The organism is Streptomyces sp. NPDC090045, from assembly GCF_044747975.1.
In the GTDB taxonomy this organism is placed as follows: domain Bacteria; phylum Actinomycetota; class Actinomycetes; order Streptomycetales; family Streptomycetaceae; genus Streptomyces.
In genome coordinates this window covers 143,113-168,922 of record NZ_JBIVFA010000007.1, presented here as the reverse complement: position 1 = coordinate 168,922, position 25,810 = coordinate 143,113, and the positions used below count along the sequence as shown (strand labels likewise).

General features: G+C 72.2%; 24 protein-coding genes. 13 read left to right on the top strand and 11 right to left on the bottom strand.

Annotation, left to right across the window (positions count from 1 at the left end; translation table 11 throughout):
• Positions 1 to 59: 59 nt before the first annotated feature.
• Together scy and mce are read right to left on the bottom strand one after the other, a co-directional pair.
• A complete protein-coding gene (gene scy, locus ACIPYQ_RS20435; protein WP_401252977.1) occupies positions 60 to 4,616 on the bottom strand; it encodes a polarized growth protein Scy in 4,557 nt (1,518 codons plus the stop codon).
• Positions 4,617 to 4,809: 193 nt separating this feature from the next.
• On the bottom strand, positions 4,810 to 5,238 hold the full coding sequence (gene mce, locus ACIPYQ_RS20430; RefSeq protein WP_008738238.1) for a methylmalonyl-CoA epimerase: 429 nt from the start codon (positions 5,236 to 5,238) through the stop codon (positions 4,810 to 4,812).
• 135 nt (positions 5,239 to 5,373) lie between these two features.
• Between mce and ACIPYQ_RS20425 the strand changes: the two genes are divergently transcribed.
• Positions 5,374 to 6,573, top strand: a complete 1,200-nt coding sequence (locus tag ACIPYQ_RS20425; RefSeq protein WP_361754943.1) for an acetyl-CoA C-acetyltransferase — start codon at positions 5,374 to 5,376, stop codon at positions 6,571 to 6,573.
• 262 nt (positions 6,574 to 6,835) lie between these two features.
• Positions 6,836 to 7,798, top strand: a complete 963-nt coding sequence (gene meaB / locus ACIPYQ_RS20420; protein WP_361754946.1) for a methylmalonyl Co-A mutase-associated GTPase MeaB — start codon at positions 6,836 to 6,838, stop codon at positions 7,796 to 7,798.
• 146 nt (positions 7,799 to 7,944) lie between these two features.
• Here the strand turns inward: meaB and ACIPYQ_RS20415 are convergent, their stop codons facing one another.
• The 5 genes from ACIPYQ_RS20415 to ACIPYQ_RS20395 form a co-directional block, all read right to left on the bottom strand.
• Positions 7,945 to 8,511, bottom strand: a complete 567-nt coding sequence (locus ACIPYQ_RS20415) for a PepSY domain-containing protein (RefSeq protein WP_401252972.1) — start codon at positions 8,509 to 8,511, stop codon at positions 7,945 to 7,947.
• Positions 8,512 to 8,629: 118 nt separating this feature from the next.
• Complete coding sequence (locus tag ACIPYQ_RS20410) at positions 8,630 to 9,106, bottom strand: MarR family winged helix-turn-helix transcriptional regulator (protein WP_030660375.1); 477 nt, start codon at positions 9,104 to 9,106, stop codon at positions 8,630 to 8,632.
• Positions 9,107 to 9,170: 64 nt separating this feature from the next.
• Entirely contained in the window at positions 9,171 to 9,983 is an 813-nt protein-coding gene (locus tag ACIPYQ_RS20405) for an AIM24 family protein (RefSeq protein WP_361755066.1), read from the bottom strand.
• An 11-nt stretch (positions 9,984 to 9,994) separates the two neighbouring features.
• Entirely contained in the window at positions 9,995 to 10,645 is a 651-nt protein-coding gene (locus ACIPYQ_RS20400) for an AIM24 family protein (protein ID WP_362234114.1), read from the bottom strand.
• Complete coding sequence (locus ACIPYQ_RS20395; protein WP_030009698.1) at positions 10,645 to 11,283, bottom strand: AIM24 family protein; 639 nt, start codon at positions 11,281 to 11,283, stop codon at positions 10,645 to 10,647. The genes ACIPYQ_RS20400 and ACIPYQ_RS20395 overlap by 1 nt, the downstream gene beginning before the upstream one ends.
• Positions 11,284 to 11,470: 187 nt before the next feature.
• Here ACIPYQ_RS20395 and ACIPYQ_RS20390 point away from each other — a divergent pair, with 187 nt between their 5' ends.
• Together ACIPYQ_RS20390 and ACIPYQ_RS20385 are read left to right on the top strand one after the other, a co-directional pair.
• Positions 11,471 to 11,815, top strand: coding sequence for a DUF3817 domain-containing protein (locus ACIPYQ_RS20390; RefSeq protein ID WP_401252968.1), 345 nt, complete (start codon positions 11,471 to 11,473; stop codon positions 11,813 to 11,815).
• Entirely contained in the window at positions 11,812 to 12,108 is a 297-nt protein-coding gene (locus ACIPYQ_RS20385; protein ID WP_401252965.1) for an MTH1187 family thiamine-binding protein, read from the top strand. The genes ACIPYQ_RS20390 and ACIPYQ_RS20385 overlap by 4 nt, the downstream gene beginning before the upstream one ends.
• A gap of 303 nt (positions 12,109 to 12,411) precedes the next feature.
• Here ACIPYQ_RS20385 and ACIPYQ_RS20380 read toward each other — a convergent pair whose 3' ends face one another.
• Both ACIPYQ_RS20380 and ACIPYQ_RS20375 read right to left on the bottom strand, forming a co-directional pair.
• The gene (locus tag ACIPYQ_RS20380; RefSeq protein ID WP_401252962.1) at positions 12,412 to 13,431 is read right to left on the bottom strand and encodes a glycoside hydrolase family 6 protein; all 1,020 of its coding nucleotides are present in this window, start codon (positions 13,429 to 13,431) and stop codon (positions 12,412 to 12,414) included.
• Between the two features lie 71 nt (positions 13,432 to 13,502).
• Positions 13,503 to 14,501 carry a DUF5937 family protein gene (locus tag ACIPYQ_RS20375; RefSeq protein WP_361754964.1) on the bottom strand — a complete coding sequence of 333 codons (999 nt, stop codon included), beginning with the start codon at positions 14,499 to 14,501 and terminating at the stop codon, positions 13,503 to 13,505.
• Positions 14,502 to 14,594: 93 nt separating this feature from the next.
• Here ACIPYQ_RS20375 and ACIPYQ_RS20370 point away from each other — a divergent pair, with 93 nt between their 5' ends.
• The 5 genes from ACIPYQ_RS20370 to ACIPYQ_RS20350 all read left to right on the top strand — a co-directional run bounded on the left by ACIPYQ_RS20370 (position 14,595) and on the right by ACIPYQ_RS20350 (position 19,023).
• Positions 14,595 to 15,851, top strand: a complete 1,257-nt coding sequence (locus ACIPYQ_RS20370; RefSeq protein ID WP_401252960.1) for an MFS transporter — start codon at positions 14,595 to 14,597, stop codon at positions 15,849 to 15,851.
• A gap of 21 nt (positions 15,852 to 15,872) precedes the next feature.
• Positions 15,873 to 16,382: a MarR family transcriptional regulator gene (locus tag ACIPYQ_RS20365; protein ID WP_361754967.1), complete on the top strand. Its 510-nt coding sequence runs from the start codon at positions 15,873 to 15,875 to the stop codon at positions 16,380 to 16,382.
• A 67-nt stretch (positions 16,383 to 16,449) separates the two neighbouring features.
• Positions 16,450 to 16,779: a DUF3817 domain-containing protein gene (locus ACIPYQ_RS20360; protein WP_362241414.1), complete on the top strand. Its 330-nt coding sequence runs from the start codon at positions 16,450 to 16,452 to the stop codon at positions 16,777 to 16,779.
• Between the two features lie 87 nt (positions 16,780 to 16,866).
• Complete coding sequence (locus tag ACIPYQ_RS20355) at positions 16,867 to 18,567, top strand: methylmalonyl-CoA mutase (RefSeq protein WP_401252956.1); 1,701 nt, start codon at positions 16,867 to 16,869, stop codon at positions 18,565 to 18,567.
• 48 nt (positions 18,568 to 18,615) lie between these two features.
• Positions 18,616 to 19,023 carry a hypothetical protein gene (locus tag ACIPYQ_RS20350; RefSeq protein WP_401252953.1) on the top strand — a complete coding sequence of 136 codons (408 nt, stop codon included), beginning with the start codon at positions 18,616 to 18,618 and terminating at the stop codon, positions 19,021 to 19,023.
• A 67-nt stretch (positions 19,024 to 19,090) separates the two neighbouring features.
• Here the strand turns inward: ACIPYQ_RS20350 and ACIPYQ_RS20345 are convergent, their stop codons facing one another.
• Entirely contained in the window at positions 19,091 to 19,711 is a 621-nt protein-coding gene (locus ACIPYQ_RS20345) for a TetR/AcrR family transcriptional regulator (protein WP_401252951.1), read from the bottom strand.
• A gap of 273 nt (positions 19,712 to 19,984) precedes the next feature.
• Between ACIPYQ_RS20345 and ACIPYQ_RS20340 the strand changes: the two genes are divergently transcribed.
• The 4 genes from ACIPYQ_RS20340 to ACIPYQ_RS20325 all read left to right on the top strand — a co-directional run bounded on the left by ACIPYQ_RS20340 (position 19,985) and on the right by ACIPYQ_RS20325 (position 24,170).
• The gene (locus ACIPYQ_RS20340; RefSeq protein WP_362241921.1) at positions 19,985 to 20,989 is read left to right on the top strand and encodes a tetratricopeptide repeat protein; all 1,005 of its coding nucleotides are present in this window, start codon (positions 19,985 to 19,987) and stop codon (positions 20,987 to 20,989) included.
• A 583-nt stretch (positions 20,990 to 21,572) separates the two neighbouring features.
• Positions 21,573 to 22,211, top strand: a complete 639-nt coding sequence (locus ACIPYQ_RS20335) for a DUF6230 family protein (RefSeq protein WP_361754984.1) — start codon at positions 21,573 to 21,575, stop codon at positions 22,209 to 22,211.
• Positions 22,212 to 22,318: 107 nt separating this feature from the next.
• Positions 22,319 to 22,894: a DUF6114 domain-containing protein gene (locus tag ACIPYQ_RS20330; RefSeq protein WP_401252948.1), complete on the top strand. Its 576-nt coding sequence runs from the start codon at positions 22,319 to 22,321 to the stop codon at positions 22,892 to 22,894.
• Positions 22,884 to 24,170, top strand: a complete 1,287-nt coding sequence (locus tag ACIPYQ_RS20325) for a hypothetical protein (protein ID WP_401252946.1) — start codon at positions 22,884 to 22,886, stop codon at positions 24,168 to 24,170. Before ACIPYQ_RS20330 ends, ACIPYQ_RS20325 begins: the two co-directional genes overlap by 11 nt.
• 149 nt (positions 24,171 to 24,319) lie before the next feature.
• Here the strand turns inward: ACIPYQ_RS20325 and pyk are convergent, their stop codons facing one another.
• Complete coding sequence (gene pyk, locus ACIPYQ_RS20320; RefSeq protein ID WP_361754993.1) at positions 24,320 to 25,750, bottom strand: pyruvate kinase; 1,431 nt, start codon at positions 25,748 to 25,750, stop codon at positions 24,320 to 24,322.
• Positions 25,751 to 25,810 lie beyond the last annotated feature (60 nt).

Genomic DNA, 25,810 nt, shown 5'->3' with positions numbered 1-25,810 from the left:
AATGCTTGTCACCCGTTCGCCTGAACCTTCATCAGGTGCGCACATCCCGGACCGCTTGGCTACCCCTCCGACGACTTGCCACCCGAACGAGTGGAACCTGCGGACACTCCGGCTTTGGCACCCCCCGAGCCCTGGCCGCCGACCGTGGGCTTTCCGCCGCCCGTAGGCGCCTCGAATGATTCCAACGCCTCAAGAACGTCCTGGACACGGGAGATCTCCCCCTGAATGTCCTGCCGCCGACGCACCAGGACCTCCAGCTCACGGCGGCCCTCGTCGACGAGGCGTTCGGCCTCCGCCTTGGCCTCCGCCAGGGTCTTCTCGGCCTCCCGGGTCAGCTCGGCCTTCTTCTGCTCGGCCTCCTTGAGCAGCGCCTCCGCCTTGCGCACCGCGGCGATGCGCACCTTGCTCGCCTCGCTGCTCGCGTCCGACACCAGGGCCTTGGCCTTCGCCTCGGCCTCGACGCTCTGCTCGGTCGCCGCCCGCACCAGCTTGTCCACGCGCTCGCCGGCCGACTTCATCTGCTCCGCCGACTCCCGGCGGGCCCGCTCGTGCAGCTCCTCGACCTCGCCCTCGACACGGCCGCGCAGCTCCTCCGCCCGCTCCCTTATGGCGGCCGCGTCCGTGCGCGCGCCGACCAGCAGCTCGTCCGCGTCCGTACGGGCCTTCTCCACCATGGAGTTGCCCTCGACGGTCGCCTCCGAGGCGATCCGCGCCGCCTCCTTGCGCGCCGCGTCCACCATCGCGTCGGCCTGCTCCTCGGCGGCCGTGGTGGCGGCGAGGGACTTCTTCTGCGCATCGGCCGTGAGCTTGTCGGCCTCCGCGGAGGCCTCCGTGATGAGCCGGTCGACCTGCTCCGCGGCCTCGCTGCGGCGCTTGTTGGCCGCCTCGCGCGCCTCGTCCAGCAGCCGCTCCGACTCCGTACGGGCCTCCGTGCGGGTGCGCTCGGCCGCGGTCGCGGCCTCCGCCTTGACCCGCTCGGCCTCCGCCCGGGTGCGGGTCGCGTGCTCCTGCGCCGACGACAGCGCCTCCGACGCGTCCGCGCGCAGCCGCTCGGCCTCGGCGGCCGCCTCGCCGACCGTGCGCTCGTTCGCCTTGCGGGTCTCGGCGGTGAGCTTGTCGGCCTCGGACGCGGCCTCGGAGATGAGCCGGTCCGCCTGCTCGGCCGCCTCGGTGCGCAACCGGTTCGCCTCGGCGCGCGCCTCGTCCAGCGTCTGCTCGGACTCCCGCTCCGCGCTCGCCAGGGTCTCGCTCGCCGCGGCCGTGACGCGGTCGGCCTCCGCGGTGGCCTCGCCGATGATCCGGCCGCCGTCCGCGCGGGCGTCGTCCAGGACCCGGTTCGCCTCGGCGCGCAGCCGGTCGGCCTCCGCCGCCGCCTCGCCCACCGTGGCCTCGTTGGCCACCCGGGTCTCGTCGATGAGCCGGTCGCCCTCGGCGCGCGAGTCGACCATGATCCTCGCGGCGTCGCGCTCGGCGCTCGCCAGCGTCTCGGCCGCCTGCGCCTTGAAGCGTGCCGCGTCGGCGCGCAGCCGCTCGGCCTCCGCCGCCGCCTCGCCCACGGTGGCCTCGTTGGCCGCCCGGGTCTCCTCGATGAGCCGGTCGGCTTCCGCCGAGGCCTCGGTGATGAGGTGGTCGACCTGCTCCGCGGCCTCGGTGCGCAACCGGTTGCCCTCGGCGCGGGCCTCGTCCAGGGCCGCCGCGGCCTCGACGCGGGTGGCCTCCGCCGCCTGCGCCGCCTCGGCGGTGATCCGCGAGGCCTCGGCCTCGGCCCCGGTGACCGTGGCCTCGTTGGCCGCCCGGGTCTCCTCGATGAGCCGCTCGGCCTCCGCCGTCGCCTCCGCCGTGATCCGGGAGCCCTCGGCGCGCGCGCTCTCCAGCGACTCCGCCGCCTCGCCGCGGATGCGGTTCGCGTCGTCACGGGCATCGGCCCGGGTGCGCGCCGCGTCCCGCTCGGAGGCGGCCAGCGCGTCCGTGGCCTCCGTACGCACCCGCTGCGCGTACTCGGCGGTGTCCCCGCGCAGCTGCTCCGCCTCGGCGATCGCCTCGCCGACCGTCCGCTCCGCCAGCGCCTTCGCCGCGTCCGTCTCGGCCCGCGCCTCGCTGCGGACCCGGTTGGCGTCCTCGGTGGCCCGCTCCCGCTCCGCGTAGGCGTCGGAACGGACCCGGCCCGCCTCCTCCTCGGCCTCCGTCTTCGTACGCTCCGCCGCGTGCTCGGCGGCGCTGCGCAGCCCGGCGACCTCCTCCTCGGCCTGCTCGTGCAGACCCGCCACGGCATCCCGTACCTGCTGGGCGGTGGCCTCCGCCGCCGACACCAGCTCCGACGCGCGCCGCTCGGCCTCCTCGGTCAGCCAGACCGCCTCGGCCTGCGCCTCCTCGGAGCGCTTGCGGGCCTGCGCCAGCAGTTCCTCGCTCTGCTCGCGGGCCTGGGCCCGCTCGCTGTCCGCGTCCGTCCGGGCCGACGCCAGGGTCTCCTCGGACTCCCGGCGGCGCCGGGCGGCCTCCTCCTGAGCGGCGGCCAGCGCCTCCGCGGCCTCCTCGGCGACCCGCTCGGCCGCCGCCTTCGCCTCGGCGCGCAGCCGGTCCGCGGTCTCCTGCGCCTCCGAGCGCACCCGCTCCGCCTCGGCCTCGGCCTCGCCGCGCAGCCGTACGGCGACCTGCTCGGCCTCCGCGCGCACCCGCCCGGCGTCCTGCGCCGCGTCCGTGCGCAGCTGGTCGGCCTCCGCCTCGGACTGCGACTGCAGGGTGCGGATCCGCTCCGCCGACTCGGCGCGCAGCCGGTCGTTCTCCTCCGACGTCTCCCGGCGGATGTTCTCCGCCGCCGCGCGGGCGTCGCGCAGGGTCTGCTCGGCCGTCGTCAGCCGGCCCTCGGCGTCCGTGTGCAGCCGTACGAGCTCCTCGTCGGCCTCCGCCCGCCGGGCGGCCACCGCCTGCTCGGTCTCCTCGCGCCGCGCGAGGGCCGCCGCGTCCGCCTCGGCGCGTACGGCCTCGACCTGCTCCTCGGCCTCGGCGCGCAGCCGCTCGGCCTCGGCGCGGGCCCGCTCCAGGGTCTCCTCGGCCTGCTTGCGCAGCGTGCCCGCCCGCTCGACGGCCTCGGCACGGACCCGCTCGCTCTCGGCGGTCGCCCCGCCGCGCAGCTCGTCCGCGTCGGCCTTGGCCTTGCCGAGCAGCTCCTCGGCGGTCCGGGCCGCCTCCTCGATCTGCTGGACCGCCTCGCGGCGGGCCTCGCCGCGGATCCGCTCGCCCTCGGCGACGGCCTCCGCGCGCAGCTGCTCGGCCTCGCCGCGCAGCCGCCGGGCCTCCGACTGGAGCTCGACCGTGCGGGCCCGGTACTCCTCGGTGTCGTCCTTCGCGGCGCCCTTGAGCTCGTCGGCCGTGGCCGCCGCCTGCAGGCGCAGCCGGTCGGCCTCCGTCTCGGCCTCGCGGCGGATCCGCTCGGCCTCCTCGGACGCGGCCCGGGTGGTGGCCCGGGCGTCCTCCGAGGCCTTGTTCAGTACGTCCTCGGCGGTACGGGCGGCCTTCGCCAGCTGCGCCGCCATGTCCTCGGCCGCGGCCGTACGGGCCTGCTCGCCGGCCTCGGTGCGCTGCCGCTCGGCGTCCGCGCGGGCGTCCGCCAGGGCCTGCTCGGCCTCCGTCTTGAGGGCCTCGGCCTCCTTGGTGGCCTCGCCGACCAGCCGGGCGACCTGCTCCTTGGCGGTGCGGGTGCGCTGCTCGTTGACGGACTCGGCCGACGCGAGCTGGCGGGCCGCGCTCTCCTTGGCCTCGGAGAGGACCCGCTCGGCCTCGGCCCGGGCCTCGCGCAGCGCGGACTCGGCCTCCTGCGCGCGGGACTCGGCCACCCGGCCGAGGTCCATGGTCTGCTGCCGGGTCTGCTCGGCCTCGGCGGAGGTGGTGGAGCGCAGCCGCTCCGCGTGCTCGGTGGCCTCCTGGGCCTGCGCGGAAGCGGCGGTCAGCAGCCGCTCGGCCTCCTTGCGGGCGCGCAGCAGCGTGGCCTCGGTCTCCGCGCGGGCGGCCTCGGCGTCGGCGGCCATCCGGCGCCGGGTCTCCTCGGCGACGCGGGCGGCCTCGGCGCGGGCGGCGTTCAGGGACTGCTCGGCCTCGGCGCGGGACTCCTCCATGAGCCGGCGCGCCTGGGACTCCGTACGGGCGCGCAACTGCTCGGCCCAGGCCACGTTCTCGTTGACGTGCGCCTCGACGGTCTGGCGGCGCTCGTTGAGCTCCTGGTCCAGCCGCTGGCGGCGGTTGACGGCCTCCGCGTGCAGTTCCGCCTGCAGGCGCGCCTGGTGCTCGGCGTGCTCCTGGAGGATGCGCTGGGTCTGTGCCCGGGCGTCGCGCAGCTCGCGCTCGGCGTCGGAGCGCATCTGGTCGGCCTGGATCTGGGCATTGCGGAGCAGCTGCTCCGCCTGGTAGCCCATGTCCGCGCCGTCGTAGGCGGGGCGGGACGCCAGAGATCGGCGTACCTCGTGGAGCTTGGCGCGCAGCACCTCGACCTGGTACCCCAGGTCCTCAGCGTGCTGGACGGCCTTCCCGCGCTCCTTCTTCAGCCGCTCCATCTCGGCTTCGAAGCGCGAGAGATGGTCGGCCCCGGCCTGATGGCTCTCCTGGCTTTCGTAGCCCCGCACAGCGCGGTCCCATCCGTCCCCTGGTCGCAAGCTCACTCCCAAATGAGCATCGCTCGCCCGCTGAACGACGCCCCCGGGGGAATGGTGTCAGATACCGGGGCAGGGGTCACAGGCCCCGACCCCGTCTCCGCACCGAACCCCGGCCGAGCCATGGCCACTCTACCGGCCGGGGAATCGGGCTATCAGTGGTCCATCAGTGCTCGGGGTTGGAAGTGACGAGTTCGGTGAGGACGCCGTGGCAGTCCTTGGGGTGCAGGAAGGTGATGGAGGAGCCCATCGAACCCGTGCGGGGCTGGTCGTAGAGGACGCGGACGCCCTTGCCGCGGATGGCCTCCGAGTCGCCCTGGACGTCCTCGGTGCCGAAGGCGATGTGGTGGACCCCCTCGCCGTTCTTGGCCAGCCACTTGCCCACCGCGGAGTCCTCGCGGGTGGGCTCCAGGAGCTGGAGGTAGGAGGCGCCGCCGTCGGACGTCTCGTTGATCTTCAGCATGGCCTCGCGGACACCCTGCTCCTCGTTGACCTCGGAGTGGAACACCTCGAAGCCGTACGTGGCACGGTAGAACTCGACGGTTTTGTCCAGGTCGAAGCAGGCGATCCCGATGTGGTCGATTCTTGTCAGCATGGTGACAGTGCACCGCCGAAGGGGGCGGTCACGCAACGTGCGCGCGATCACACCGGCAGCCCGGTGACCGCTGCGGTACCGCCCAGTACATTCACGTAAACCCTCGTTCACTCCTCATCCAAGGGGCTGTGCCTCATGTCCGGATCGAACAACACCACTTCTGTGATCGTCGCCGGGGCCCGCACGCCCATGGGACGGCTTCTCGGCTCGCTCAAGTCCTTCTCGGGTGCCGATCTCGGCGGCTTCGCCATCAAGTCCGCGCTGGACCGGGCCGGGATCTCCGGCGACCAGGTCCAGTACGTGATCATGGGCCAGGTGCTGCAGGCCGGCGCGGGCCAGATCCCCGCCCGTCAGGCGGCGGTCAAGGCCGGCATCCCGATGAACGTCCCGGCGCTCACCATCAACAAGGTGTGCCTCTCGGGCCTCGACGCGATCGCGCTCGCGGACCAGCTGATCCGCGCCGGAGAGTTCGACATCGTGGTCGCGGGCGGCCAGGAGTCCATGACGAACGCCCCGCACCTGCTGCCGAAGACCCGCGAGGGGTACAAGTACGGCGCGGTCGAGATGCTGGACGCGATGGCCTACGACGGCCTCACCGACGCCTTCGAGAACATCGCGATGGGCGAGTCCACCGAGAAGCACAACACCCGCCTCGGCATCGAGCGCGCCCCGCAGGACGAGTTCGCCGCGGCCTCGCACCAGCGTGCCGCCGCCGCCCAGAAGAACGGCGTCTTCGAGGCCGAGATCACCCCGGTCGAGATCCCGCAGCGCAAGGGCGACCCGGTGATCTTCTCGACGGACGAGGGCATCCGCCCCGAGACCACCGTGGAGTCCCTGGGCAAGCTGCGCCCCGCCTTCGCCAAGGACGGCACGATCACCGCGGGCACGTCCTCGCAGATCAGCGACGGTGCGGCCGCCGTGGTCGTGATGAGCAAGGCGAAGGCCGAGGAGCTCGGACTGGAGTGGATCGCCGAGATCGGCGCCCACGGCAACGTGGCCGGTCCCGACAACTCTCTCCAGTCGCAGCCGTCCAACGCGATCCTGCACGCCCTCAAGAAGGAGGGCCTGGAGGTCTCCGACCTGGACCTCATCGAGATCAACGAGGCCTTCGCGGCGGTCGCCGTCCAGTCAATGAAGGACCTCGGCGTGACCCCGGAAAAGGTGAACGTCAACGGCGGCGCCATCGCCCTGGGCCACCCGATCGGCATGTCCGGTGCCCGTGTGGTGCTGCACCTGGCGCTGGAGCTGAAGCGCCGCGGCGGCGGCATCGGCGCGGCCGCGCTGTGCGGCGGCGGCGGCCAGGGCGACGCGCTGATCGTCCGCGTCGCCAAGTAGGGCACCGGCCGGGGGGGGGGGGGGCCCCGGGGGGGGGGCGGGGGGGGGCCCCGCCCCCCGCCCCCCCCCCGCCCACCCCCCCCCCCCACCCCGCCCGGGGGGGGGGGGGGGGGGCGCCGGGGCGGGGGGCCGGGGCGCCGCGGCCCCCCCCCCCGCCCCCCCGGCCCCCCCCCCCCGCCCCCCCCCCCCCCGCGCGCGGCCCCCCGCCCCCCCGACCGTACCCGCACCCGTACCCGTACGAGAACCGAGGAGCGCAGCACGTATGACGGCGGTGGACGTCCCCCAGCTGGTGGCCCAGGCGCGTGAGGGCCGGCCGAGAGCGGTGGCCCGGCTGATCTCGCTGGTCGAGGGGGCGTCCCCGCAGCTGCGGGAGGTGATGGCCGCGCTGGCCCCGCTGACGGGCGGGGCGTACGTGGTCGGGCTGACGGGCTCGCCGGGCGTGGGCAAGTCGACCTCGACCTCGGCGCTCGTGTCCGCGTACCGCAAGGCGGGGAAGCGGGTCGGCGTCCTCGCCGTCGACCCGTCCTCGCCCTTCTCGGGCGGGGCACTGCTCGGCGACCGGGTCCGGATGTCGGACCACGCCTCCGACCCGGGCGTCTACATCCGCTCCATGGCCACCCGGGGACACCTGGGCGGGCTGGCGTGGGCCGCCCCGCAGGCGATCCGGGTCCTGGACGCGGCCGGCTGCGAAGTGATCCTGGTCGAGACGGTCGGCGTCGGCCAGTCGGAGGTGGAGATCGCCTCGCAGGCCGACACCTCGGTGGTGCTGCTGGCCCCCGGGATGGGCGACGGGATCCAGGCCGCGAAGGCGGGGATCCTGGAGATCGGCGACGTGTACGTCGTGAACAAGGCCGACCGGGACGGTGCGGACGCGACGGCCCGCGAGCTGAACCACATGCTGGGGCTGGGGGAGGCGCGCGGCCGGGAGGACTGGCGGCCGCCGATCGTCAAGACGGTGGCGGCGCGCGGGCAGGGCATCGACGAGCTGGTCGAGGCGCTGGAGAAGCACCGGGCGTGGATGGACGCGCGCGGGGTGCTGGCCGAGCGGCGTGCGGCGCGGGCCGCTCGGGAGGTGGAGACCATCGCCGTGACGGCGCTGCGGGCGCGGATGGCGGACCTGCACGGGGATGCGCACCTCGACGCGCTGGCCGGGCGGGTTGCGGTGGGTGAGCTGGATCCTTACGCGGCCGCGGATGCGTTGTTGGCGACGCTGACCGAGGCGTGAGCGTGAGCCTGGGCTGAGGCGGGGGCCGGGTGCGGCGCCGTTGCCGGGGCTCCGCCCCGGGCCCCGCGCCTCAAACGCCGGCGGGGCTGAAAGAGCGGGGCTCCGCCCCGGGCCCCGCGCCTCAAACGCCGGCGGGGCTGGAGGGGTCAGTTGTTGTCGTCGCCGTTGTTCGAGTTCGAGTCGGACTGGGTGACCTTGCCCGTGGCGTGGTCGACGTGGGCGTCCCAGGTCTTGCCGTCGGAGGATCTGACCTCGACCTCCCAGTAGTGGGCGCCGCCGTCCTCGTCGTCCTGCCAGCTGACGGACCAGACCTGCCCGGGGTGGGCGGCCAGGGCCGCCTTCATCGCCTGTTCGGCGGTGACCTTGGCGGCGATCAGGTCCTTGTGCTCGGCGGGGTTCTCGTCGGTGTCGAGGTTCTCCTCGGTGACCGTGCCGTCGGCCGCCACCTCCAGTTCGGCGTGGCCCTTGCCGTCCTTGCTGATCACGTCGACGTGCCAGACGGTGCCGTCCTTGTCGAGGGACTCGACGACGCCCGGGTAGTGCTTCAGGGCCGCCGCCGATGCCTGCTCGGCCGTCTCGGCGGTGGGGACGGCGGCAGCGGCGGCGGTGACCGTTCTCGCCGTGTCGGCGGATGCCGCGGTCGCGGCCGACACCGGGCCTCCCACGATCAGGACGACGGACGCGGCCGCAGAGATGCACGTGGTGCGCTTCATGGAGGGACCTCCTCAGGCCGGCCATGGCGCTCACGGTTGCCCGGCGGCGGCCGGCAGCGGGCGGATATCGCCCATTGTCCGGCCCGCCGCCGTGCGGGGCGCGTCGAGCGCCCGGAGGTCAGACCTTGCCGCGGGTGCCGCGCAGGTGCTCCGCCACCGGGGTCAGCGAGGCGCGCAGCGCCGCCAGGGCCTCCGGCGGCAGCAGGTCGATGAAGTGCTGACGGACGGACGCCACGTGGTGCGGGGCGACCTTGCGCATCGTCTCCATGCCCTCGTCCGTGAGCACCGCGTACAGGCCGCGGCGGTCGGACTCGCAGTTCACCCGGCGGACGAGGCCCGCCGTCTCCATGCGCGTGATCTGGTGCGACAGTCGGCTCTTGGACTGCAGGGTGGCGGTGGCGAGGTCGCTCATCCGCATCCTGTGGTCCTGCGACTCCGAGAGGTTCACGAGGATCTCGTAGTCGTTGTTGGTGAGTCCGAAGGGCTGGAGATCCTTTTCCAGCTGGTGCATCAGCAGTCTGCTGACGTCCAGGTGGGTGCGCCACGCGCACTGTTCGGCGTCGGTCAGCCAGCGGGTGGCCGTCTCGGTCTCCATGGTCTCCATGAATGAACTCTACCTAAAAAGTTGAATTACGTACAAAGGTCGGAAGTCTTGGGCGTCACAGTCCGAGGCGGCGCTGGAGATCACCCAGCTGTCCCGGCATCCGCGGTACGCCCAGCTGCCCCATCGGGCCCTGACCGGCCCCCGGAACGCCCTGGGCGTTGCCCGTGGCCGCGCCGGCGCCGACCGCGCCGATCGCCTGCTCCGCCATCAGCATCTCCGACGACTGCAGCAGCACCGTCCCGGCTCCGACGAACTCGAACTGGTGCTCCTCGCCCGAGCTGCCACCGATGCCGGTCAGCGAGCGCAGGCCGCCCAGCACGCCCGACATGTAGCCGTGGTCGTAGTGGTGGCACGGCGAGGGGCAGTCCGCCCAGCCCACCAGTGCCTGCGGGTCCACGCGCAGCGGCGGCTCCATGAACACCACGGGGCCGTTGGACGCCGCCACGAACTTGCCCGTGCCGATCAGGGTCAGGAAGCCAGGGACGATCGACTGCTTCAGCGCCAGGGAGGGCTGGTAGGCGAGCAGGTTGCCCGACCGGATCGTCAGGTTGCCGTTGTCCAGGTCGTACGAGTTCACGTCGAAGGCCCGGTCGGCCAGCAGCATCTTGCCCGAGCCCTCGGCGACCACCCAGTCGCTGGCGTGCAGGGGCGAGTGGAAGCTGGTGCGCAGCAGGCGGTCGAAGCGTCCGTTGCCGATGCCGTTGAACTCGATGTTCCCGTAGTACGAGATCATCTTGCCCTTCTGCAGGAACCACTGGCTCCCCTTGAGCTCCACGCAGAAGGTGTAGGCGTTCACGTTGTCGTCGGAGGGCAGCGTGTACGGGTCGAAGACCGTTGGACTGCCAGCGCCGCCGGGTCCGCCGGTCACAGGGCCAAAGTTCACAGCTTCTCCTCGGAGGCCTGTACGTACACCGCGCCCTGGCCGGACAGCTCCAGCTGGAACGCCTCGCCCGAGCCGCGCCCGACCATGTCCCGCCAGCCGAGCGCGGTGGAGAGCTTGTTGCGTACGTCGCCGTGGTGGGCGACGTACGCCTGCGGGTCCACGTGGACCGGGCGCTGAGGGCTGATGGGGAGCTCGATGACCCCGCCGTGGGCCATCACGGCGACCGAGCCGTGGCCCTTGAGGGTGGTGGTGAACAGACCCTGGCCGGTCACCTGGCCGCGGACCATGCCCATGACCCCGCCCTGGGAGCCCATGAACATCGTGCCCTGCTGGAGGGTGCCGTCGAAGGCGAGCAGCCGGTCCGCCTCGACGTAGAGGGTCTCGCCGGTCAGGTTGATCACCTGGATGTGGTGGCCGCCGTGGCCGAACATCACGGTGCCGCTGCCCTCGACCGTCATCAGCGGGGTCTGCTCGTTGGCGACCCGGCGTCCGATCATGCCCATGACCCCGCCCTGACCGCCCGTCAGGCTCGGGGTGAAGGAGACCTCGCCGCGGTACGCGAGCATCGCGCCGCGCTGGCTGAACATCTTCTGGCCCGGGACGACCTGGGCCTCGACCATCTTCGAGTTGATCTCGCGGAACGGCATCAGATGTCGCCCCCGACGGTGTTGCGCTCGCTGGGCTGCACGTACACCAGGCCCTCGCCCTCGAAGCGGATCTGGAACGCCTCGCCGGAGCCCTCGCCGATGAGTGTGCGGAAGTTCACACCGGACTGGAAGGACTGCTGGAGGTTGCCGGTGTGCGCGATGTACGCGCCCGGGTCGACGGAGAGCGGGTACTGGGCGCTCACGCGCAGCACCACCGCCGGACCGTCCGACATGATCGCCGCCTGGCCGGAGCCCTCGACGGTCGTGGTGAAGAGACCGTTGCCCGTCGTCGCGCCGCGCAGGCCGGTGAAGGTGGTGCCGGTTCGCAGGCCGGCGTCGGTGCACAGCAGGTTGCTGGACTCGACGTAGAGCTTCTCGCCGCGCAGATTGACCAGATTGATCTCACTTGCGCGGTCGGCGAAGAAGCAGGTGCCGTGCCCCTGTACCTCCATCACCGTCATCTGTTCGCCGGTCAGCCGGCGGGTCACCATGCCGCGGAGGCCTTCGCCACCGCCGGTCATCTTCTTGAAGGCCATCTGCCCGTCGTACGCGACCATGGAGCCGTTCTTCGCTTTCACGGCATCCCCGGTCAGGTCGACGGCCAGCACCTTGCTGCCTTGGAGTCGGAACTGAGCCACGGGAAGACGTTATCGGCAGCGGGCGGGCCCGAACAGAGCCCCGTGGCCGATATATGCCACACCTGGTCGATATGGGCGCGATGCCGGGGCCGTCCGGGCCGCCGCGAGGGGGGAGGGGCCGGGCCAAGATCCCGCAAAGCGACTGAGACACTGGAACCGACCCAGGCCTCCACCCCGAAGGTTGAACGTGGACATCAAGACCGCCTCCGCCCTGCACCGTCTGCGCCTGATCTCCGTTCCGGAGGCGCTGTCGTTCCCGGCCCTGCTGATCTTCGGCTCCCTGCTGAGCCGGGTCTCGGACATCGACTACCTGGTGCTGCCGCTCGGTGCCATCCACGGAATCCTGTTCCTCATCTACGGCGTCCTGCTCATCGACGTCTGGGCCAAGACGAAGTGGCCGGTGAAGCGGGTCCTGTTGTTCTTCGTCCTCTCGCTGGTGCCCTTCGGGGGGCTGTACGGCGACAAGCTGCTCAAGCGGGAAGAGGCCGACAGCGTGGTGGCGGCCCGCGCGCGACAGGCGGCGGAAGCGTGATCGTCGCGTTCTCGGTGACCCCGCTGGGGGTCGGGGAAGAGGTCGGCGAGTACGTCGCCGACGCGGTGCGGGTGGTCCGCGAGTCCGGGCTGCCGAACCGTACGGACGCCATGTTCACCACCGTCGAGGGCGATTGGGACGAGGTCATGGACGTGGTCCGGCGTGCGGTGGCCGCCGTCGAGGAGCGGGCGCCGAGGGTCTCCTTCATCCTCAAGGCCGACATCCGACCCGGCGTCAGCGACGGGATCACCTCGAAGGTGGAGACGGTGGAGCGGCACCTGGCCGGGGGCTGAGGCGCCCGGCTGCCGTGCCTGATGTGCCCAAGCGCCCCTGGCCTCCTGGCCGGGGGCGCTTTCGCGTGCGCGGGCCGGTGGTGGGGGCCCGGGCTGCGCCCGGCTTCCTGGGGCGCCGCCCCAGACCCCGCGCCTCAAACGCCGGCGGGGCTGGATTTTGTGCGGCGGGGGTGGAGGATCGGGGCTCCGCCCCCGGCCCCGCGCCTCAAACGCCGGCGGGGCTGGAGTGGTGCGGCGAGGCTGGAGTGGTGCGGCGGGGTGGAGGGTGCAGTGGGGCTGTATCTGCTGCGCTGCAAGCGCCGGTTACTCCGTGGCGCGGCGGGCCAGGCCCAGGGCGTGGGCTGGCCACCAGGTGCCGGGTGGGGGGCCGCCGTGGCAGGTGCCGTCGGAGTCGCCGGGGCGCTTGATCCACAGGTACGCGTCGACGAGCGGGTCGCCGGTGCGGTCGGTCGGCGGGGTTCCGAGGGCGCGGCCCGGCGGGTTGCACCGTGCCCGGTCCCCATCGCCCGGCAGCGGGCCGGCGCCGTTGCGGCCGGTGTCGATGACGAAGTGTCTGTTCCCGGTCCGTTCGGAGATCCTGGCGCCGTAGGCCCGCGCGGCCGCGTCGGGCTGGAAGCCGGAGACGTTGACGGCGAAGCCGTCCGCGTGTTCCAGGCCCGCCTTGGTGAGGGGTGCGACGAGGTCCGTCGGATTCTTGACCGAGGCAGGATCGCCCGCGTCCAGGTAGACCTTGGTGTTCGGGTTCCGCTTGAGCCGGTCGACGGCCTCGGACAACAGCCGGTAGCGCTCGGCGTGGTGGCCGGCCGGGGTGCAGCCGTCGAGGGTATGCGCGAGGGCGCCGGGCTCCAGGACGACCAGGGCCCCGGTCTTCCCGATGCCGTCGGCGAAGGCGCCGATCCAGTTGCGGTACGCCCGGGCGTTCGCGGCGCCGCCGGCCGGGTGCTGCCCGCAGTCGCGGTACGGGATGTTGTGCGCGGCGAGCAGCAGGGTCCGCCCGGTGGCCCGGGCGCCCGCCGCGGCCCGGCGGATCTCGGGGCCCGGGTCGCCGCCCGGCGCCCACAGGGTCAGCGGCCGGTCCGCGATCCTGCGCAGCGCCTGTGCGTCGCTGTTGCGGCCGGCCGCCTCCCAGGCGGCTACTTGCCGGGCGGCCTTGCTCCCCGGGTCCACCCAGTACGGGGACTCGGCGGCGGGCGCGCCGGGCGAGGGGGCCGCGGGGGGACCGGGGGCGGGTGCGGGCCCACCCGAGCAGGCCGTCGCGGCGGCGAGCAGCAGGAGGAGGCCGAGGGCGGACGGGAGGCGGCGGCTGGCGGCGGCGGGGGGCATCCGGCTTCCTCGGGACGAAGGGTCGGGCAGCGGACCGGGATATCGTGACATAACGGTCAGTTGCCGCCCCTTTACGACACCGTGGGGTCTCCGGCCGCGAGGGCGATGGCCAGGGGGGTGCGCTCGTACAGGACCTGGTGGCCGTGGCGGGCGGAGATGAGCAGGCCCGCCGCGTGCAGGATGCCCAGATGGGCCGAGACCGTGGACGGGGCCAGGCCGAGCCGGTGGGCCAGCGCCGTCGTGGAGGACGGTTCGTCCAGCGCGCACAGCACGTCCGCCCGCGCCGGGCCCAGCAGGCGGGCGAGCGCGGCCGGGGTGTCCTCCCGTACCGGGGTCCACAGGGCGCCGATCCCGCGGGCCGGATAGACCACGGTCGGCTGCCAGGGCGGGTCGAACCCGCCCGCGATCTGCGGCCAGACGAAGGCGCTCGGCATGAGGACCAGCCCCTGGCCGCCCAGGACGCGCTCGTGGTGACTGGGCCGCTCGATGGTCAGGGTGAGGGAGGCCGCGTCCCAGGAGAGGTCCGGGTGCAGACCGTCGAAGAGCGACTCCAGTCCGCCTGCGGCGAGGCGGCGCGTGTGGAAGAGGACGTCGGCCTCCAGCAGGGCCCGCAGCCGCGGCCAGTGCGGTGCGACCAGGACGCTCCAGGCCCGCTCGATCAGATCGGCCAGCTCCTGCACCGACCGCGCCGGATCGGCGAGCAGGGCCCGGCCCGCTTCGCTGTCGAGCGCGCCCGGCGTGCAGGCCAGGGCCTTGCGCATGTCCTCGCGCGCCGCGGCCGGATCGGCCGCGCGGATCAGCGCGAGCTCCTCCTCGAAGGTGACGCCGGGGCCGCTCGGCGGCGGGCTGATGAAGTCCGTACTGTGCCCCCGGCGCGGCATCAGCAGCCACAGCGGCCGCAGGTCCAGCCCGTCGGCGGCGGCCCGGATCCGCCGCAGCCAGGGCAGGTGGTAGCCCTGCCGGTCCGGGCGGTTCAGGGTGCGGACCGCCTCCTGCGTCTCCCACGCGGGCGACAGCGCGAACCGGCACCGCAGCAGGTCCCGGTGTCCGAACCGATGGTGCAGACCCATCCCCGCCCCCTTTCCTCACCGTGTGCGCCACTTCAATATTCGGGTACGGACGAATCTCTGGGGCGCCGCACCCCAGGCGCGGACGCTGGGCCCATGCCAGCCGACACCCAGGAGCCCGGGCGGTCCACGCCGTCGCCGGGCTACCGCTCCGTCTTCCGGACTCGCGAGTTCCGCCCCGTCTTCGCCGCGCACCTGATGTCCGTGCTCGGTGTCGTCGTCGCCGAGATCTCCCTCACCGTGCTCGTCTACCGCGCCACCGGCTCACCCCTGATGAGCGCGCTCACCTTCGCCCTGGGCTTCCTCCCGTACGCCCTCGGCGGGACCCTGCTCGCCGGGATCGCCGACCGCCACCCCGCCCGGCGGGTGCTCGTCGTGTGCGACCTGGTCTGCGCCGCCTGCGCGACGGCCATGATCCTGCCGGGTACCCCGGTCGCCGTGCTCCTCGCCCTGCGCTGCGCGATGGCCTTCGTGGCACCGCTCTTCCAGGGCACGCGCAACGCCTCTCTCGCCGACATCCTCGGCCCCGGCGACACCTTCGTCCTGGGCCGCTCGCTGATGCGCATGGTGGCCCAGAGCGCCCAGCTCGTCGGCTTCGGCCTGGGCGGGCTGCTGCTCACCGTGCTCGCGCCGCGCGGGGCCATCGCCCTCACCGCCGCCGGATTCCTCGGTTCCGCGCTGCTGCTGCGCCTCGGCACCCGCAGCCGGCCCGCCCGCACGCGGACCCGTACCTCCCCGCTCGCCGGGCTGCGCGCCGTACTCGGCCGACGCCGGCTGCGCGCGCTCACCCTGCTGTTCTGGCTGCCGCCCGTCTTCGTCGTCGTCCCCGAGGCGCTGCTCGCCCCGTACGTCGACGGCATCGGCGCCGGCACGGCCGTCCTCGGGCTGCTGATGTGCGCGATGCCCGTCGGCACCATCGCCGGCGAGCTCTGGGCGGGCTCCGCGCTCACCGCCCGCACGCGATCGCGGATCGTGGCCCCGCTCGCCGCCGCCGGTCTGCTGCCGCTCCTGCTCTTCGCCGTCCGGCCGGGCGTGCCCCTCGTCCTGGCCGCGCTGCTGCTCGCCGGCCTCGCCCACGCCTACACCCTCGGGCTGGACCAGTGGTACGTCGACGCCGTGCCCGAGGAGCTCCGCGGACGCGCGATGACCCTGCTCAGCACCGGCCTGATGACCCTCCAGGGAGTGGGCATGGCCCTGGCCGGCCTCGCCGCCGAATTCCTGCCCGTGCACGCGGTCGTCACCGGATCCGGGATCCTCGGCACGGCCGTCGTCCTGCTGCTCCTCGCCGAACTCCGGGCGGCCGCCCGCCAAGAGGAAGGACTGAAGAATGAGACGGCCCTCGCCGCGAAGTGACCTCCCGGTAGGGTCGGACCCGTGCCCAAGCCGCTCAGCCTTCCCTTCGACCCCATCGCCCGCGCCGACGAGCTCTGGCAGCAGCGCTGGGGGCCCGTGCCCTCGATGGCCGCGATCACCTCGATCATGCGCGCGCACCAGATCCTGCTCGGCGAGGTCGACGCGGTGGTCAAGCCCTACGGACTGACCTTCGCGCGGTACGAGGCCCTGGTGCTGCTCACCTTCTCCAAGGCCGGGGAACTGCCGATGTCGAAGATCGGCGAGCGTCTGATGGTCCACCCGACGTCGGTGACGAACACCGTGGACCGGCTGGTGAAGTCCGGGCTCGTCGACAAGCGGCCCAACCCGAACGACGGCCGCGGCACCCTCGCCTCCATCACCGAGAAGGGCCGCGAGGTCGTCGAGGCGGCCACGAAGGACCTGATGGCGATCGACTTCGGCCTCGGCGCCTACGACGCCGAGGAGTGCGCGGAGATCTTCGCGCTGCTGCGCCCGCTGCGGGTGGCCGCCGCCGACTTCGAGGAGGCGTAGGGCCGGCCCCGGCCGGGACCCGGGGCCGCGTCAAGATCGAGCAAAACGGACGGTTAGGCTCGTCCGCATGAAACGAAGCGTGCTGACCCGCTACCGCGTCATGGCCTACGTGACCGCGGTCATGCTCCTGATCCTCTGTGCCTGCATGGTGGCGAAGTACGGCTTCGACACCGGCGCCGGCCTGACCTTCGCGGTCTCGCAGGCCCACGGCGTCCTCTTCATGATCTACCTGGTCTTCGCCTTCGATCTGGGCTCCAAGGCCAAGTGGCCCTTCGGCAAGCTGCTCTGGGTGCTCGTGTCGGGCACCATTCCGCTGGTCGCCTTCTTCGTCGAGCGCAAGGTCCGCGCCGAGGTGGAACCGCTGGTCAGCGACTCGCTGGCCACCGCCAAGGCCTGATACGAGGCGCACGTCACCCACCCCCGGGGCGAGTCCCCGGGGGTTTGCCATCGACATTTACTAGGACGTCCTAGTAAATTCATGGGTATGGACGCTGACGCCATCGAGGAAGGCCGCCGTCGCTGGCAGGCCCGCTATGACAAGGCCCGCAAGCGCGAGGCAGACTTCACCACGCTCTCCGGCGACGAGGTCGAGCCGGTCTACGGGCCCCGGCCCGGCGACGCGTACGAGGGCTTCGAGCGCATCGGGTGGCCGGGCGAGTACCCGTACACCCGCGGCCTCCACGCCACCGGCTACCGCGGGCGGACCTGGACCATCCGGCAGTTCGCCGGCTTCGGCAACGCCGAGCAGACCAACGAGCGCTACAAGATGATCCTGGCCGCCGGCGGCGGCGGGCTCTCCGTGGCCTTCGACATGCCGACCCTCATGGGGCGCGACTCCGACGACCCCCGCTCCCTCGGAGAGGTCGGGCACTGCGGGGTCGCCATCGACTCCGCCGCCGACATGGAGGTCCTGTTCAAGGACATCCCCCTGGGCGACGTCACGACCTCGATGACGATCTCGGGCCCGGCCGTCCCCGCCTTCTGCATGTACCTGGTCGCCGCGGAGCGGCAGGGCGTGGACCCCGCCGTGCTCAACGGCACGCTCCAGACCGACATCTTCAAGGAGTACATCGCCCAGAAGGAGTGGCTCTTCGAACCCGAGCCGCACCTGCGCCTCATCGGCGACCTCATGGAGTACTGCACGAAGGGCATCCCGGCCTACAAGCCGCTGTCCGTCTCCGGCTATCACATCCGTGAGGCCGGGGCCACGGCCGCGCAGGAGCTCGCCTACACCCTCGCCGACGGCTTCGGGTACGTGGAGCTGGGCCTCTCGCGCGGCATGGACGTCGACGCCTTCGCGCCCGGGCTCTCCTTCTTCTTCGACGCGCACCTCGACTTCTTCGAGGAGATCGCCAAGTTCCGCGCCGCCCGCCGCATCTGGGCGCGCTGGATGAAGGAGGTCTACGGGGCGAAGAGCGAGAAGTCGATGTGGCTGCGCTTCCACACGCAGACCGCCGGCGTCTCCCTGACCGCGCAGCAGCCGTACAACAACGTCGTGCGCACCGCCGTGGAGGCCCTCGCGGCCGTCCTCGGCGGCACCAACTCCCTGCACACCAACGCCCTGGACGAGACCCTCGCCCTGCCGAGCGAGCAGGCGGCCGAGATCGCCCTGCGCACCCAGCAGGTGCTGATGGAGGAGACCGGCGTCGCCAACGTGGCGGACCCGCTGGGCGGTTCCTGGTTCGTGGAGCAGCTCACCGACCGCATCGAGGCCGACGCCGAGAAGATCTTCGAGCAGATCAAGGAGCGCGGCCTGCGCGCCCACCCGGACGGGCAGCACCCCATCGGGCCGATCACCTCGGGCATCCTGCGCGGCATCGAGGACGGCTGGTTCACCGGGGAGATCGCCGAGTCGGCCTTCCAGTACCAGCGGTCCCTGGAGAAGGGCGACAAGCGGGTCGTCGGCGTCAACGTCCACCACGGGTCGGTCACCGGGGACCTGGAGATCCTGCGGGTCAGCCACGAGGTGGAGACCGTCCAGGTACGGGAACTGACGGCGCGCAAGGCGCAGCGCGACGACGCCAAGGTCGACGCCTCCCTGAAGGCCATGCTCGACGCCGCCCGCGACGGATCGAACATGATCCCGGCCATGCTGGACGCGGTGCGGGCCGAGGCCACGCTGGGCGAGATCTGCAACGTCCTGCGCGACGAGTGGGGCACGTACACGGAGCCGCCGGGCTTCTAGGCCCGCCTGTGTGAGACGGCCGGTCGTGGCGCCCCGTACGGTGGCGCCATGACCGGCCTTCCCGTTTCCGTGCCCGGTGTCAGCGCCCGTGTGGTGATGCAGACCGGCTGCGGCCCGTACGCGTACATCGTCGCCGACTTCGAGCCGCCCGGCCCCGGCGGCGAGCCGGAGTTCCGGCACACCGTGCCCGACCACCGGCTCCCGCACGAGTTCCTGCCCGCCGTGTGGGAGGGGATCCGGGAGGGGCTGGGCGGAGTGGCGGCCGTCGTGGTCCTCACCGACGGGGGCTTCCACGAGGTCGACTCCCGCGACTGGGGCTACCACCTCGCCGGCCGGTACGCGGGGCAGGCGGCGCTCGCCGCCGCCGGCCTGGGGGAGCCGCCCGAGGACCGCGGTCGGCAGATCCGGGTGAACTGGCCCGGGAAGCCCCGGCCGGCACCCGGGCCGGGGACATGAGCGGCCCGGTGGCCCGTCGGCGCCAGGCCGGGCCGGCAAGATCCGGAAGAGACGGCCGGTCTGGGCCTCAGACCGCGGCCGGGCCCTGGAGGCCGTGCATCAGGAGGGCCGTGAAGGTGGCCACCCAGAGCTCGTCCACGGGCTCGGAGCTCACCAGGGCGCGGTGCACCACCGTGCCGGCGATCACGTCGAAGATCAGGTCCGTGGTGCGGCCCGCGAGGGACTCGTCCTCCTCGTACGGGAGTTCGCCGCGGGCCTGGGCCCGTTCGCGGCCCAGTACGACGAGACGTTTCTGCCGGTCCACGATCGCGGACCGGATCCGGTCGCGCAGGGCCTCGTCCCGGGTGGACTCGGCGACGACCGCCATCAGGGCCGTACGGGCCTCCGGGCGCCGCAGCAGCGCCGCGAACTGCAGGACCACGTTCTCGATGTCGGCTTCGAGGGACCCCCGGTCGGGGAGTTCGAGCGCGTCGAAGAGCTCCGCCACCGCGTCGACGACCAGCTCGTTCTTGCCCGCCCAGCGCCGGTAGAGGGTGGTCTTGGCGACCCCCGCGCGGGCCGAGACGTCACCCATCGTCAGCTTCGACCAGCCCAGCTCGACCAGCGCGTCCCGGGTCGCGGCGAGGATGGCGGCGTCCGCGGCCGCACTGCGGGGACGACCGGTGCGGCCGGGGCTGGGGTTGCGCATGGCCGAGACCATACCCGTCGGTAGCCGAGGCGGCGGCTGTGGTTCAGATCACGGGGCACCAAAGGACCCGGACGGCCTCCGGGAGAGTTACGCTACGGCTCGTAGCGTAAGAGCGACAACCACGCGAAGGGCTACAGGCGCCAGGTGGGGACCCGGCGCCGCAAGGCAACGAGACCAGCAGGACGACCAGCACCACGATCGCGACAGACGGCCGGTACGGCCAATTCACGCGATCTTTTTCGTCGGCGCGCGCACACGGGGGAGGATGTACGCATGCAGCCCAGAAACATGTCCATGAGCGGCGTCGTCGACCTCGCCGCGGTGAAGGCGGCCGGCGAGGCCAAGGCCAAGGCCGAGCAGGCCCGCGCCGAAGCGGCACGCCAGGCCGGCCAGGGTGGCGGCGCGGGCCCGTCCGCCGGTGCGGTGCCGCCGTCCGCGCTCGTCATCGACGTAGACGAGGCCGGCTTTGAACGCGATGTGCTCCAGCTCTCCGCCGAGGTTCCGGTCGTCCTGGACTTCTGGGCCGAGTGGTGCCAGCCGTGCAAGCAGCTCAGCCCGCTGCTGGAGCGCCTGACCGTCGAGGCGAACGGCCGGCTCGTGCTGGCCAAGGTCGACGTCGACGCCAACCAGATGCTGATGCAGCAGTTCCAGATCCAGGGCATCCCGGCCGTCTTCGCCGTGGTCGCCGGCCAGGTGCTGCCGCTCTTCCAGGGCGTGGCCCCCGAGCAGCAGATCCGCGAGACCCTGGCCCAGCTGGTGCAGGTCGCCGAGGAGCGCTTCGGGATCATCGGCATCGAGGTGGACCCGAACGCGGAAGGTGCCGCTCCGGCCGCCGCGGCCGAGGCCGAGACCCCGGCCGGCCCGCACGACGCGCTGCTGGAGGCGGCCGTCGTCGCGCTCGACGCCGGTGACCTGGGCGGCGCGGTGCAGGCGTACAAGAACGTGCTCGCGGACGACCCGGCCAACACCGAGGCCAAGCTGGGCCTGGCCCAGGCCGAGCTGCTCGCCCGGGTCCAGCACATGAACCCGCAGGCGGTGCGCTCCGCGGCGGCCGAGAACCCGAAGGACCCGGCGGCGCAGATCGCCGCGGCCGACCTCGACCTGGTCGGCGGTCACGTGGAGGACGCCTTCGGCCGTCTGGTGGACACCGTGCGCGTCACGTTCGGTGAGGACCGGGACGCCGTGCGGCTGCGGCTGCTGGAGCTGTTCGAGGTCATCGGCGCGGACGACCCGCGGGTGTCCGCGGCGCGTACGGCGCTCGCGCGGGTGCTCTTCTAGGCCCGCCCCGGCCCGCTCCGGGCGGCCGACGATTTGTTGACACGTAGATAAACAGCGGCCGCGCTTTACCAAAACTTGGTAATCGCGGCCGCTGTTACTCGCAGTAAATCGAACCCCGTGAACTGTCCGGTGTGTTCACCATTCCCCCGTTCTGTCGTGGCCCTGGGTAACACCCTGTGTTGCCACCCGACCGCGACAGGTCGTCCTCAGGTTATCTGGCCGTTACCCGCCAGTAACGAACCCCCTTGTGCCCCGGCCGGGAATGGACCACGATCGGCGACGCTCGGTCCTTCCCGCAGAGCCGCTCACTCGGAGCCGCGGTGAAGGGTCCCCACCGAGCCGGCCTGTGGCAGTGGCACCGGCCGTGGGACAGGGGGGTCTCTGCCACACCGGCGGGGCCTGTCCTCCAGGTTGCGCGAACGCGTGGCCCAGTGGTTGTCGCTCGGGGGTGATCGCCGGTGTTTCGGACGTGGCACAGCCGCGGCCCGGCCGCCTGCGCTCCTTCCCGAGGACGTAGCACTTCTCCCATCCCAGGACGGGCACGGCCCGGACCGGAGATGTACGTCCGAGAAGGAGGAACGAAATGAGTTCTCAGGTTCGTGGCGGGACCAGATGGAAGCGCTTCGCGCTCGTCATGGTGCCGAGCATCGCGGCCACGGCCGCGGTCGGTGTGGGTCTGGCGCAGGGTGCCCTCGCGGCGTCCTTCAGCGTCTCCGGCCAGGACTTCAAGGTCTCGGCCGACAAGCTTGACGGTGACAACCTCATTCAGTACGGCGGTATCGCCGAGGGGCACGACCTCAAGGGCAACGCGCAGCACCACCCGGTCACCATCTCCGGGTTCAGCCACGCCGAGATCACCAACATGTGCCAGTCACTGGTGACCCCGACGCCGCTGGGCAACATCACGCTGCAGCTGCGCACCGGCCACAAGGGCAAGCCGGCCGTCGCCGACAACATCTACCTGGATGTTGCCGAGCTCGACACCGACGCCGAGTTCAAGAACCTGGACATCGGTGTCGCGGTCGGTGACCCGAGCCACAAGACGAAGCCGCAGGCCGGCACGGTTGCCAGCCCGTACGCGTTCTCGCAGCGCGCCGACAAGGCGATTCTGACGAACGTGCGCCAGAAGGCGTGGGCGACGACGGCGGGAACCTTCAAGCTTCCCGACCTGAAGCTGCGCCTGCTCGGCGGCGACCAGCCGTGCTACCAGGACGCGAACTGATCCGTCCAGGCGAGTGACCGGAGGGGCGGTCGGCGGCGCACGTCGCCGCCCGCCCGTCCGGGCTCCACAGAGTTTTCCGTACCACCGTTTCCAGGGAGCTGTTGTCCATGAACCCCCAGGCCCCCGTTTACGTTCGCGCTGAAGACGACGCCTGGCTCACCGTGGCGTGGTACCACTTCCACGCCTGGCGCGGGCGCCGTCCCTTCTGGGCCGGTCTGTTCACGTTCGTCAGCGGCTTCCCCATCGCGTACTTCCCGTACGCGGACCTCCGGCTCGGCAACCTCAGCCTCGCGATGGCCACCACCGGCGGTGCCGGGGCGCTGATCATCGGTGTCCTGCTGATCACGCTGGGCCTGGCTCTCTGGTTCCAGCAGGCCATCCGGGTCTTCGCCGGCGTCGCCTCGATCCTGCTGGCCCTGGTCTCGCTTCCGGTGTCCAACCTCGGCGGCTTCGGGCTGGGCTTCGTACCCGCCCTGATCGGCGGCGCGCTCGCGCTGGCCTGGGTCCCCGGGCAGCCGGCGGACGAGGAGCCGGCCGACCAGCGCCAGGGTGCGCTGGACATGGGCAAGGCGGAGGCGATGGCGGGCCCCCAGGGCCTGCCGGGACAGCGCGAAACGGAAATGCCGGAACACGCGAGCGAGACGACTGCCCACGCCGATGGCGGGAGGAACAGTGCGGGGTGACGAGACGCAGCGGGGCGTGGCCCCAGGCGCAGGGTCCCGTGAGACCAAGGGGCCGCGCCACGCGGCGCCCAGGAAGTCGCTGCTGAACAAGATCCAGATACCCGTCGGCAAGACGATGGCGCTCGCGGCGATGCCGACGGCCGTGTTCGTCGGGATGGGCATGGCGCCGAAACTGGCCGTGGCCGACGACAAGGAGATCCCCTTCGCGCCCGGGCCGTGCGTCACGCGGTCCGACGAACCCGCGGAGACCGAGAAGTCGCCGTCCCCGACGCCGTCGACGACGCCTTCGCCGAGCACCTCGCCCGGTGCGACGCCCTCTCCGTCCGCCTCGGCGGCGGCGAAGCCCAAGCCGAAGACGAGCCCCTCGCCGTCGGCGACCACGCCCGCGCCCCCGGCGAAGCAGGAGACGGCCCCGGCCGCCACCCCGACGCCGACCAAGAGCACGAACCCGCTGGACCCGCTGGGCGTCGGTGACGCGCTCAAGGACCTCGTCGACGAGCTCGGCCGGCCCCTCAAGGACGGCCTGCCGAAGACGACCCCGACACCCACCCCGACGCCGTCCACGACCGCCAAGCCGACTCCGGACCCGGCCGCGGACGCGATCCGCGACGCGGCGAAGCAGGCGGGCGTCGACGTCTCGGAGCTGTCCGAAGAGGTCAAGGACACCGCGAAGAACCCGAAGGACGAGACGGGCAAGGCGGGCGAGCGCGAGAACAAGGACAAGGACAAGGACGAGGACAAGGACGAGGCCAAGTCCGAGGAGTCGAAGGACCCGGACGGGAAGCAACCCTTCCCCTGCCCGACCTACGACGCCAAGGCGCTGGCCGACGCCGAGCTGGAGCAGGGCATCCCGCTCCTGCCCGACGAGCCCTGGTACCTCGACAGCTCGCTGCTGACCCTCTACGGGCTGGACTACCACGGCATCGTCGAGGTCAAGACCGGCAGCGGCAAGATCAAGAAGGTCCTGAAGTTCACCGCGGACTCGCTGGACATCAAGGACCTGTACCAGACGGTCGGCAAGAACGGGAACGTCGCCCACCTGAAGTCGCGTCCGGGCTCCACGTCCAAGATCCGCGGCGGCACGGTGACGATGTACACCGAGAGCCTCAAGGGGAACCTGTTCGGACTGATCCCGATCGAGTTCACCCCGAACAGCCCGCCGCCCCTGAACGTCCCCTTCGCGTTCTTCACGAACGTCAAGGTCGTCCAGGCCGGCCAGTTCGGCGGCACCCTGACCGTGCCCGGCCTGAAGAACTACATCGGCCCGCCGGAGTAGTCCCGTACGGCAGCGGTCACCTGGAACGGCGTCACCCGGAACGGCGTCACCCGGAACACACCGAGGGCGGCACCCCGGATCCCGATCGGATCCGCGGTGCCGCCCTCGGTCTCTGTGCGGCAGAGTTCACTTCAGGCGGTGCGGCGACGTCAGTCGCGGTCGCCGCCGCCCAGGTGGTGGACCCGGACCATGTTGGTCGTGCCCGGGACGCCGGGGGGCGAGCCGGCGGTGATGATGACGGTGTCGCCCTCGTTGTAGCGGCCGAGCTTGAGCAGCTCGCCGTCCACCAGGTCGACCATCGCGTCGGTGTTGTTCACGTGCGGGACGACGTACGACTCGACGCCCCAGCTCAGCGAGAGCTGGTTGCGGGTGTTGACGTCCGTGGTGAAGGCCAGGATCGGCTGCGTGGAGCGGTAGCGCGACAGGCGGCGGGCGGTGTCCCCGGACTGGGTGAAGGCGATGAGCGCCTTGCCGTCGAGGAACTCCGCGATCTCGCAGGCCGCGCGGGCGACGGAGCCGCCCTGGGTACGGGGCTTCTTGCCCGGGACCAGCGGCTGGAGGCCCTTGGAGAGGAGCTCCTCCTCGGCCGCCGTGACGATCTTCGACATCGTCTTGACGGTCTCGATGGGGTAGGCGCCCACCGAGGACTCGGCGGACAGCATGACCGCGTCCGCGCCGTCGAGGATCGCGTTGGCGACGTCGGAGGCCTCCGCGCGGGTCGGGCGGGAGTTGGTGATCATCGACTCCATCATCTGGGTCGCGACGATCACCGGCTTGGCGTTGCGGCGGCACATCTCGATGAGCCGCTTCTGGACCATCGGGACCTTCTCGAGCGGGTACTCGACGGCCAGGTCGCCACGGGCCACCATGACCGCGTCGAACGCGGCGACCACGGCCTCCATGTTCTCGACGGCCTGCGGCTTCTCCACCTTGGCGATGACGGGGACCCGGCGGCCCTCCTCGTCCATGACCTTGTGGACGTCCTTGACGTCGTTGGCGTCGCGGACGAAGGACAGGGCGACCATGTCGCAGCCCATCCGCAGGGCGAAGCGGAGGTCGTCGACGTCCTTCTCCGACAGGGCGGGGACGTTCACGGCGGCACCCGGCAGGTTGATGCCCTTGTGGTCCGAGATGACACCGCCCTCGATGACGATGGTCTTGACCCGGGGGCCCTCGACCTCGGTCACGCGGAGCTCGACGTTGCCGTCGTTGATCAGGACCTGGTCACCCTTGGCGACGTCGCCCGGGAGACCCTTGTAGGTGGTGCCGCAGATGGACTTGTCGCCCGGGACGTCCTCGGTGGTGATGGTGAACTCGTCACCGCGCACCAGCTCGACGGGACCCTCGGCGAAGGTCTCCAGACGGATCTTCGGGCCCTGGAGGTCGGCGAGGACGCCGACGGCACGCCCGGTGTCCTCGGAGACCTGCCGGACGCGGTCGTACCGCTCCTGGTGTTCTGCCTGGGATCCGTGGCTGAAGTTGAATCGGGCCACGTTCATACCTGCCTCGATGAGCGCTTTCAGCTGCTCATACGAGTCGACGGCGGGGCCCAGCGTGCAGACGATTTTGGAACGGCGCATGACTGGATCCTATCGGTTTGTTTCGTAGCGGAATATTCCGTCTGGTGGAAAGTCCAAGTG